Below are 9,613 nucleotides of genomic sequence, written 5' to 3'. Positions count from 1 at the left end.
CGAGGAGATGAAGCCGCGCCGGATCGCCATCAATGCCGGTCCCGGCAAGAAGCCGAATTCCAAGCGGATTGAGGGTAACGTAGCCGCCTGATGCCCGCAAAGCTGCAGCCTGAAGAAGAAAGGAGGAAGGACAAATGAGTGTACGTGACCTGATCCCGTGGAGCCGGGGCAACGGCAACAACCAGGCTCCAAGTCTTTATCGCGGCGGCGATGACATTAATCCGTTCATGTCGCTCCACCGCAATGTTAACCGCCTGTTCGACGAGGTTTTTCGTGACTTCGACGCGCCATCAGTGCTCGGTCGGATGGGCAATGGCCAGATGGGTAATGGATGGCCAAACGTCGAAATCGCGGAGAACGAGAAGGAAATCCGCGTCACGGCCGAGGTCCCTGGCCTCGAGGAAAAGGACATCGAGGTCATGCTCGAAGACGGCGTGTTGACGCTACGCGGCGAGAAGAAGTCGGAAACCGAGGACAGGGATCGCCAGTTCAGCGAGCGCTACTACGGCCGCTTCGAACGCCGTCTAGCGTTGGGCCGCGAAGTCGAGCAGGACAAGGTGGCCGCGACGTTCAAGAACGGCGTGCTCGACGTCACCTTGCCGAAGAGCGCGAAGGCGCAGGCAAACGCCAAGCGGATCGCGATCAACAAAGGCAATTGAACGCCGATGATCAACCACCCCGCCGGGCGCATGCCATGTGCCCGGCGGCCATCCTGCCCTTGGGGAGGATGTCCATGATCGATCATCTTGCAGGAAACCTGAGCTATCGCATCGACGAAAAACAGTGGCAGGCCGACAATAACAATCGGCCGATGATACTGCATACCACCCGGCCAAAGCTGCCAAGACCGGTCACAGCCCGGCTATTCCGGCCCAGCCGGTCGGTCACCACGTCGGCCCGCGTTGCGTCGCGGCCCTGGCGGCTTGTGTTCGAGCGGCGCACGCCACCCTTCATTGAACCGCTGATGGGTTATACCGGCAGCGATGACACCTTGACCCAGGTCGAGCTCAATTTCCCGACGCGCGAAGCTGCCATTGCCTATGCGCGGCGCCTGAAGCTGGATTATGTGGTCCAGGACAGTCCGCCAGAAGGCCAGCCTGTGATGAACCGGATGACAAGAATTGTCCGCGGTCGCTGGTAAAAATGCGCCCGGAATGAAACGGCAGAATCGAGACGGGAGGCAATAATGACCAAGTTACAATTCTTCGTTCCCGTGAAGGTGACCGTGGAGGGCACGATCCGGGAAATCAACACTGTTCGCGACGCAATCGAATTCCTGCGACGCTGGCCTAAGGGCCGCCGCGGGCCGGTCTTTTCCTGTGCCGAAAGGAGCTGCAACGCGGCGATCGCCGGCCAGATGACGGTCGATCAGGCGCGCCAATCGTTTGTCAGTTTCGCCAGGATTGCCGGGCTACTGGAGGACTCGCGGCAGCCGCAGCCATGGCTTGCCGGAGCAACTCATACAAGAAGAAGGGAGGCCGAGAAGTAAACCGCGGCACCAGCGGAAGGCTAAGGTGGCGGCGGCGCGGCAACCTGATTTCGACTAGGCCGACGGGCGCCATCAAAATCTCGTTGCAGTTTCTCGCAGTCGCGCCAGCGTTTTGTTCGACGGCCTCGAGTCTCTCCGGCAATGACTTTAGCTCACGTGGAATTTCACCGTTCAGAGCGAACGCCTTCAACGAGCGGGGCAGCGCCTATTCTCGGGGCTGCGAATTGCTTCGCGGATCGAAGCAGCGTGCGATGGCATGCGCGGCTGCAAGCGAGTGGTGCGCAAATGCGCCGCCACCGGCTCTGAGGCTGGTCGCTACCTGATCGTGATCGAGATCGCTGAGACCGCGCGGCTCACCGTCCATAAATGTCGGCCCGCGTCGGCGGCAGACCGCTTGGACCCCGCGCGCGCTTGGTGACGACGGTCTGGAAAATCTGTGCCGAGGCGCGCTCGAAGGTGATCGAGCAGCCGGTGAGATAAAGCAGCCAGAGCCGCGCCTTGGCCTCACCCACCTCGGCGATGGCTTCGTCGAACCGTGCATGCAGGCGCTCCGCCCACAGCCTGCAGGTGCGAGCATATCGCGCAAATTCTCGACATCGTAGACGAGGAAGCCATGCGCCTCGAGATTGCCGAGCGTCATCCCGATCGTGTCGAGTTCGCCGCCGGGGAAGATGTATTTGATCAGCGCTTTGAATTCCGGACCCTTGCGCGTTTTTCATGTCTCCCTTGCTGCGGCGGGTGATGGCGTGATGCAGATAGATGCCTCCGGGCTTGAGCAGACGATGGATGGTCGAGAAATAGGTGGCGTGATTGGCAAGCCCGAGATGCTCGAACATGCCGATCGACGATATCTTGTCAAACGAGCCGGAGAGTTCGGCGTAGGATTTTATCTCGATGGTGATGCGATCCTCCAGTCCTTCGGCTCGAATGCGCTCGCGGGCGAGTTTGGTCTGTGCCTCCGACAACGAGACGCCATGGCCGATGACGCCGTAGTTTTTCGCGGCATGGATGAGCATCGCACCCCAGCCGCAACCTATGTCGAGCAATCTTTCGCCGGGCTTCAGCCTCAGCTTGCGGCAGATGTGATCAAGCTTGTCGACTTGCGCTTGGTCGATGCTGTTGGCGAAATCCTTGAAGTAGCCGCAGCTGTAGACATTCGCTCGTCGAGGAAGAGCCGGTAGAAGGCATTCGAAATGTCGTAGTGGTGCTGGATCGCCTCCTGGCTCGAACCGCTGACGAAAGGGTTGCGACCCGAAAGGTCGGTGCCGTTTCGATGACCGATCGAACGATCCGTGCGGCTCTGTCAGCTGCGTCCTTTGGCATCACGGATGCTATAGGAGAATTACCGGGACGACAAAAACGCAGCTGAGTTGACGGCCCGGGCATGCGAGCGCCTTTGAAATCGGACGACCAACCGACACTAAACCTGGCTTACAGGAAGACTAATGGGAACTTCAAACAAAGCGGTCGTACTCACACTCTCGGGCTTGCATCCTTCAGTCCGGCATATCCGATGCGCCTGACCTGGGTGCAGCTTGCCACGCCGCGATTGATGCGATGTCGACCGCAATCCGGCCGCCCTCATCGAACTTCACTGTCACTTTTCCGTCCTCGAGATCCACAAATATGGCATGCCCGATCAGAGCGATCCGATCGCCGCGCTTTGACCTTGGGGGTGCGATGATTGAAAAGGGAAAATTGAACGTTGGAATACTGATGCTGACACGGTCATTCGGCAGCACTTTCAGAATGGTTGCCGAAAGCGTAATTTCGTCGCCGATGTGAATGTGCAGGCTTCTCATCAGTGGGATTTTGGCGCTGTTTGATCGGTCGTCAAGGAAACAGTTGCCAGTTGGGTCGACCGCCTTTTAACCTTTACCACTCTGCCGCGCGAACCCAATTCGTCCTCTCTACGCGAGCAGCAACTGCACGCCGACCGCCAACTCAGCCTGCAATCAGCGCGCGCAACGCAGCGCTGAGTTGAAATGCACTCCCCGCTGCCGCATGGCGCAGCGGGGTATCTTGCTAACGAAGACAAACCGGCCCATTCACCATTTCTGGCGGTTATACCAGTCGTCAACATCTCGGCGAGCTCGATCCTTTTCGAGACCATAACGCTCTTGGATTTTGCCCTCCAGCTGCTCGCGCTTGCCGGCAATTTTATCGAGGTCATCGTCCGTAAGCTTGCCCCACTTTTCCTTTACCTTGCCCTTGATCTGCTTCCAATTCCCTTCGACGCGGTTCCAATCCATGGTGGTCTCCTCACATCTAGCGGACCCGCTACTGAAGATGGATCTCACGTGACCCGCCTTCAATTTGGCCCGGTGGATCTCAGCCGCCCTCCTTCTTTGCCATCGCGCAGAAATCTGCGTGCGACTTATTGAGCGTGGCATCGCCGCAGTCTTTCAGAACCGCTTTCTGTTCATCGGGTTTCATGGACATCCATGCGGTCTTGAAATCCGCTTCCGACCTCAGTGTTTTCATGCCGGCATCGGTGAAGAAGGGCGACATCTTTGCCGGATCGTCGAGCGCGGATGTGTTGCCGGCAACCACTGAGCCAGTCATCATTGCGAGCGCTATAGCGCCCATGGTGAGCATCTTGAGCTTCATGGGATCTTCCTCCTTGGTCATTCTGACAGAACAAGAAACGTGCGTTGCCGAAGTTGGGTTCCGGAAGCCTTGAAAGATTGTCGAGCTGCTCTATCGAGTCCTCCCCAGAAGGAGCACAGCGAGCTCGCGCCACAGACCGGTCGCCAAGTGTTTCACTCCATGCTGAAGCGCTGGGAGGCTTCGTTCGCTTCCTCGAAGACGGACGCATTTGCCTGACGAACAATGCTGCCAAGCCGCAGCTGCTCGGCTGGTTCTCGGACGCAAGCCCTGGCTACTTGCCGGGTCGGAAGGCGGCGCCGAACGCGGGCCGTTTCATGTACACGCTGATCGGCACGGCGAAATTCAACGACACGGAGCCGCCGCGACTTACGCTTTTGGCATAGGCGCAGTCAACGTGACGATCAGCCGGATATAAGCAACTAGGCTCAGGACTTCGGTAAACGGGGCGGTCTATCAACGGCTCTGTGACAAGCGCAGTCGACCGCCGTCAGTAAACCTGCCCGGGTCTTTCTTTTTGGGTACCTTGGCAACCTGACCAGATCCAGAAGATGACGGCGACAACGGTAACTATCTTCAATGTGAGGCAGGGGGGCGCGTTGCCGAGGGAACCTTACCGTCGACTACCCGGCAAGCCGCGAATACAATACCACCAAGAAATCGCGTTGATGTCGTGGTTCGAGTCTTCCGGCCGACGCACCTGAGGGGGCGGGTTGCGACCATCCCCGGGGCGCCCCACATAAGTGCGTCCCTTCGATCTTCTCCTTGATGTATCGCCGCTTGGCGTCTTCCAGGTTGGCGCAGGCGTGGTCGCTGCGGCCCCGAGGCCAAGCAAGTGGAGAAGCGCTGCGTCCTTAACATTGATCCCGACGGGACGCCCTCTTTCATCCTGTGGATACTTCTTGGCTATCGCTTCGACGCGCTGAGTTCGCGCCACCAGCTCGACGTCGTCTAAGAAGTCGTCGTCTTCAGGGTCGAGGTCTTCCACATTCCAACGGGGGTCCAAGCCCCATTTCCGAACCTGTTTAGCTGCTTCGCTGAATACCTCCAATTCGGTGATGTCAGCGGGAGACTTCGTCAGGGCTCTTTCCGCCGCCGCCAGTTGGCGCTCAGCTTGCGCATGGACTGCGTCATACCGCCTCATTACCTCGGCATGGGTCTTTCCCAGCGGCATGATGATTTCGGTCTTGCCGACTATGGCCCGCAATTCTGGCCTGACCTTGCGCCTGTAGCGGTATCGGCCTTTGCGCGGTTGACCGTATGGGAGGTCTATCATCATCTCTCGTGTTCCCCTCGGTGGACTTCACTGGGTACCTCGGGGAACGCTTACGCCCTTGAAATCGTTGGGCTGTAAGGCTTTTGCGGAAAGAAATGGTGCCCAGAAGAGGCATAAAGAACTAATCTGGAAACACGGCAAACAGCCAAATTCAAGAGGGTTGACTCAATTTGTATGGCTCGCGCAATGTCATGCGGCGACCAGCTTGGTGTCGGAGGTCCCTCGCTTGATGCGCTCGCTGGCCAGAAGCACTATTGGACAGTTGCAGGCCGCCAGAACGGCCCTGGCGGTGTCGCCGAAAAACAGCTCTTCGCCCCGGCGCTGGGTGACGCCCATCACCACCATCGCCGCACCGCTGGCCACCTCGCTGATGATCGCCTTGTCAGGCGTGCCGCGGGTACGGATCGCGGTGTCGACAGCCACGCCGTAACGGGCAGCGAGATCGGCGATATCCTTGAGCACGGCCTCTTCGCGCCGATGCGAAACGGATGTAGGCTTCCGACCCCTGGTTGCGCCTTGCGAGACGTAGAGAGCCTTGACCCGTGCCCGGTTCGGACGGGCCAGCGCCAGCGCGAAGTCGGCGGCGCGCCGCGCCACTTCCGAGCCGTTGACCGGGACCAGAATGCTTGTGCCGGCTTTGCTGCCCAACCCGACGCAGCGCGTCATCGCGGGGCTGTTCCTCGGCACGGCGCTGTCGATCTCATCAGTCAAAATTGTCGCCATGGTGGTGCGCGAGATGAATTTCATGCGCCGCAATCTCGGCCAGATCATCATCTCTTCGGCGATCATCGAGGACACGATAGGCTGGCTAATCATCGCCATTACCTTCGGCATCGCCACCAATGGCAGCGTGCAACTGATCCCGCTGGTCACCACGGTCGCCGAAGTGGGGTTGTTCATGGTCTCTTCTTTCACCATCGGCCGCCGCCTTGTGTTCGCCTTGATCCGCTGGACCAACGATGCCTTCCGCAGCGAATATGCGGTGATCACCGTGATCCTCATCATCATGGGGGTGATGGCGCTGATCACCAACCTGATCGGTGTCCACACGGTGCTCGGCGCTTTTGTCGCCGGCATCCTGGTCGGCGAATCGCCGATCTTGTCCAGCCACATCGAGGGCCAGCTTCGCGGCGTCATCACCGCGCTGTTCATGCCGATCTTCTTCGGCATGGCTGGGCTTTCGGCCGACCTCACCGTGCTCGCCGATCCAACGCTTGCCATGCTGACGGTGGCCCTCGTCCTCATCGCCAGCCTCGGCAAGTTCAGCGGTGCGTTCATCGGCGGCAAGTTCGCCGGTATGTCGTTCAAGGAAGCAACCGCCGTCGGCAGCGCGATGAATGCGCGGGGTTCGACAGAAGTCATCGTCGCCAGCATCGGCCTCTCGATGAACATCTTGTCGCACAACCTGTTCACCATGATCGTCACCATGGCTGTCATCACCACGCTGGCCATGCCGCCGATGTTGCGCTGGGCACTTGGCCGGCTGCCGATAGGCCAGGACCAGAAGCAGCGCGTCGACCGCGAGGCACTTGACGAATACGGCTTCGTTTCCAGACTGGAGCGGTTGCTGGTGCTAGTCGACGACAGCACGATCGGTAAGTTCACCGCCTATCTCGCCGGACTGGTCGGCGGTGGCAGCGGCATGCCGACCACCTTGCTTCATCTGAAAGACGGCCGGATCGACACGCCAACCGACACAAAGGGACCGGAGCACGCTGTGAAGGAAATCAAAAAGGGTGCGGAGAAAAGCGCTGAAGCCGTGAAGCGGACCGAAGACACGCTGGTCGACAAGGTGCATCTGACCGCACGCACAGAAACCCGGGCCAACGGCGAGACCATCGCCGAAGAGGCCCGCAAAGGTTACGGCATGCTGTTGGTCGGCCTCGACAATGTACTGGCCGAAAAGGGTTCGTTCACGCCGGCACTCAACGACATCACCAGCGGGTTTGCTTCGACATCTTCCCTCCACCGGGCGACAGCGAGGTGATCAGCCATTTCGAGCGACTGAGTTCCAAGGAGACGAAGATTGCACCAAGATCGGTACGGATAGCGGTCAGAGCGTCGGATCGGCAAGCTGCAACGGGCATGTTTGGCCTCCAGGTGAGTGAGATGCTAGCGACCTCATCTTGCCAGAGCGCAGGTCGCTATCCACCTCCTCATAGGATCTCGCGAGATGCGGTGGAAGGGTTGGCCTAAGCAACCGAATCCTACGCCAAATCAATTGCTTAAGCTACATCCGCCAGCCTCTGAAACACACTGTCATGCATAAGGCGGGTTAGTCAGCATGGACGGTCGAATACGAGTTTGGTGCAAAGCGCCCGTCGCTCCCCAGGGTCCAGTTAGCGGATCTAGCCCACTGTCTGTGCCGCGCGGTGCTAGCACAGCCTTGACTCCCGTCTGCCGGACACCAGAATCCCCAGAATGGAATTTGCGTTGGCGACGAAATCACTGTGACGACTACGATCGTCAAAATTCTGCAGAGTGCCCGCGCTCGGGTCACTATCCCTTCCTTCAATTATCCATTCGCTATCTACCCGCCGCCAGGCGCCAAAAGCGGTGATCGGGTACCGCTCATGGGTCATGGTAGGCGCATCGAGGGCAGTGGGAGCACCTTGGTAGTCAGGCTTCAAGAAGGCGGGTTGGTTTCGGTCGAAAGAGTGTCGGCATGTTGCGGTTTGACGGCGATACCGCCCACCATCGGAGCGGACTCTGCCCTAGCTATGCGTACCGCCCAGTGTAAGCCAATCCCACGCCAGCCGAAAAATGAGAACCGGATCCAGATGGCATCCCGATCAAACACGCCAATAGCGTGAAACCTCTTCAATGATTGTGCGTTGATACCTGTTGATTAATGCTTTTGATCCACAAGAGGACACATTCATGGCAAACACGCCCAATCCAAACGACCCATTCAATCCAACCCGGCCCTTGAACACGCCTGAGCCTCGCGTCGACCGCACGACAATTGTTCAGACCGGTGGAGGCGGCAGCCCCTGGCTGATCGCACTGGTCGTCGTTGTCCTCGCGATTGCCGCGTATTTTGTTTTTGCAAGAAGTGGCCAACATCCGGCAGCGCCTGCCGAGGCGCCTGCCGCCAGCACAACTGCTCCGGCACCCGCGCCTGCTGAGCCGATGAAGGAATCCGCGCCTGCGGCACCCGCGCCTGCTGAGCCGATGAAGGAAGCCGCGCCCGCAGCACCTGCTCCGGCTCCAGCGGCTCCTGCAACCCCGGCGCCTGCGCTCGCACCGGCGCCTGCACCCGCTCCAGCCGCTCCGGCCAACTGATCAGGCTGCCGAGCAGAAATGCAAACGGCCCTCTGGAAAAGCGGGCCGTTTGTTCTGGGCGGATGGCGAGTGACAGCCAAGCGCATTGTCAACCAATTGAAAAAGCCCGCCACGGACGAACCGTGACGGACCTTCTGTTGATCGATCGGGCTTGAGGGAAACCCGACCTCTTCACAACTTTCGGATAGGATGATTGTTCCAAAAAGAAGAACACTACAATTGGTGCCAATGCAGCCTGTTTGCGCGGGCGGCGCCTCTAGCTCGGAAGGTTCGCGTGTGCGTTCATCGCTCACCCCTCCCGAGGCGTGAGGACCGCAGCAGCGCCTGCGATTCCCTGTACTCCATTTCGCCGCCAAAGGTGGTTGTGCCATCGGCCAGGAACAGCCAAGCGTTCGCCCAGACTCGAGCGACCTCGATGTCCGGTCTTACTTGCTTTGGCGGGCACACGTCCTGCGTCTCAGCCCCTACTCGGCCGACCCGTTGTCAGTGAAGGGCGAGGCACTCGGCACGCATTGCATCGACCACCCGGCCGGTGTCGGCTGTTTTTGATATTCGGTGATGGCGGCGGTGCACTGTTCGCGCTTGTCAAAGGTGCTGGGCAGCACCGCCATGCCGCCCTGCGGGCCGGCGATTACGAGATACCAAACCAATACTGCGGTCGAAGCCATGGGGTTCCTTGTGCGATTCGATGTCAATTCACAAAGCAGTAAGCAGTAAGCGCCTCGCCGATCGCCTATGGATTTGGGCTTGACGTTTTTCGGAATCGCCAGGGCAAGAGTTCCTCGATCTGGCTCTGTGGATGGCCGTTGATGATGGCGTCGAGAATTTTGGCGAGGTAGGCAACGGGATTGACGTCGTTGAGCCTGCAGGTGGCCACGACGGATGAGAGCAGCGCCCAGTTTTCGGCCCCGACCTCATGGCCAGCAAACAGAGCATTTTTTCTGGTCAAGCATACT

At 59.3% G+C, this 9,613-nt stretch carries 11 protein-coding genes and 3 pseudogenes; 5 read left to right on the top strand and 9 right to left on the bottom strand.

Going from position 1 to position 9,613, the window contains the following annotated elements:
• The first annotated feature begins 134 nt into the window (after positions 1-134).
• The 3 genes from CKW40_RS41330 (at position 135) to CKW40_RS41320 (ending at position 1,489) form a co-directional block, all read left to right on the top strand.
• On the top strand, positions 135-659 hold the full coding sequence (locus tag CKW40_RS41330; RefSeq protein ID WP_095205276.1) for an Hsp20/alpha crystallin family protein: 525 nt from the start codon (positions 135-137) through the stop codon (positions 657-659).
• A 74-nt stretch (positions 660-733) separates the two neighbouring features.
• Positions 734-1,141, top strand: a complete 408-nt coding sequence (locus tag CKW40_RS41325; RefSeq protein ID WP_179298310.1) for an NADH dehydrogenase ubiquinone Fe-S protein 4 — start codon at positions 734-736, stop codon at positions 1,139-1,141.
• 45 nt (positions 1,142-1,186) lie between these two features.
• Entirely contained in the window at positions 1,187-1,489 is a 303-nt protein-coding gene (locus CKW40_RS41320; protein ID WP_095205275.1) for a DUF982 domain-containing protein, read from the top strand.
• 353 nt (positions 1,490-1,842) lie between these two features.
• On the opposite strand, the pseudogene CKW40_RS41315 reads toward CKW40_RS41320, so the two are convergent.
• The 4 genes and pseudogenes from CKW40_RS41315 to CKW40_RS41300 form a co-directional block, all read right to left on the bottom strand.
• Positions 1,843-2,684 (bottom strand): annotated as a pseudogene (locus CKW40_RS41315) (class I SAM-dependent methyltransferase).
• 301 nt (positions 2,685-2,985) lie between these two features.
• Positions 2,986-3,291 (bottom strand): hypothetical protein, encoded by a 306-nt coding sequence (locus CKW40_RS41310; protein ID WP_095205274.1) that lies wholly within the window; start codon positions 3,289-3,291, stop codon positions 2,986-2,988.
• A 246-nt stretch (positions 3,292-3,537) separates the two neighbouring features.
• Positions 3,538-3,741 carry a CsbD family protein gene (locus CKW40_RS41305; RefSeq protein WP_095205273.1) on the bottom strand — a complete coding sequence of 68 codons (204 nt, stop codon included), beginning with the start codon at positions 3,739-3,741 and terminating at the stop codon, positions 3,538-3,540.
• A 79-nt stretch (positions 3,742-3,820) separates the two neighbouring features.
• Entirely contained in the window at positions 3,821-4,099 is a 279-nt protein-coding gene (locus CKW40_RS41300) for a hypothetical protein (protein WP_095205277.1), read from the bottom strand.
• A 159-nt stretch (positions 4,100-4,258) separates the two neighbouring features.
• Here CKW40_RS41300 and CKW40_RS45180 point away from each other — a divergent pair.
• Positions 4,259-4,458: pseudogene (locus CKW40_RS45180) on the top strand (IS66 family transposase); the annotation flags it as partial.
• Between the two features lie 251 nt (positions 4,459-4,709).
• Here CKW40_RS45180 and CKW40_RS41295 read toward each other — a convergent pair.
• Positions 4,710-5,375 carry a hypothetical protein gene (locus CKW40_RS41295; protein WP_095205272.1) on the bottom strand — a complete coding sequence of 222 codons (666 nt, stop codon included), beginning with the start codon at positions 5,373-5,375 and terminating at the stop codon, positions 4,710-4,712.
• 186 nt (positions 5,376-5,561) lie between these two features.
• Positions 5,562-6,038, bottom strand: a complete 477-nt coding sequence (locus CKW40_RS41290; protein WP_244571541.1) for a universal stress protein — start codon at positions 6,036-6,038, stop codon at positions 5,562-5,564.
• On the opposite strand from CKW40_RS41290, the gene CKW40_RS41285 reads away from it, so the two are divergent.
• Positions 5,995-7,359 (top strand): cation:proton antiporter, encoded by a 1,365-nt coding sequence (locus CKW40_RS41285; RefSeq protein ID WP_244571540.1) that lies wholly within the window; start codon positions 5,995-5,997, stop codon positions 7,357-7,359. The genes CKW40_RS41290 and CKW40_RS41285 overlap by 44 nt on opposite strands.
• Here CKW40_RS41285 and CKW40_RS41280 read toward each other — a convergent pair.
• The 3 genes and pseudogenes from CKW40_RS41280 to CKW40_RS41265 form a co-directional block, all read right to left on the bottom strand.
• Positions 7,322-7,459 (bottom strand): annotated as a pseudogene (locus CKW40_RS41280) (IS110 family transposase); the annotation flags it as partial. The gene CKW40_RS41285 and the pseudogene CKW40_RS41280 overlap by 38 nt on opposite strands.
• 1,662 nt (positions 7,460-9,121) lie before the next feature.
• Complete coding sequence (locus CKW40_RS41270) at positions 9,122-9,325, bottom strand: hypothetical protein (RefSeq protein WP_095205269.1); 204 nt, start codon at positions 9,323-9,325, stop codon at positions 9,122-9,124.
• Between the two features lie 65 nt (positions 9,326-9,390).
• The coding region (locus CKW40_RS41265; RefSeq protein WP_143748520.1) for a transposase domain-containing protein at positions 9,391-9,613 on the bottom strand (223 nt) is incomplete at its 5' end.

Source organism: Mesorhizobium carmichaelinearum (assembly GCF_900199455.1).
GTDB classification, from domain to species: domain Bacteria; phylum Pseudomonadota; class Alphaproteobacteria; order Rhizobiales; family Rhizobiaceae; genus Mesorhizobium; species Mesorhizobium carmichaelinearum.
The sequence above is the reverse complement of the archived record's forward strand: the minus strand, read 5'-3'. Positions and strand labels throughout refer to the sequence as shown.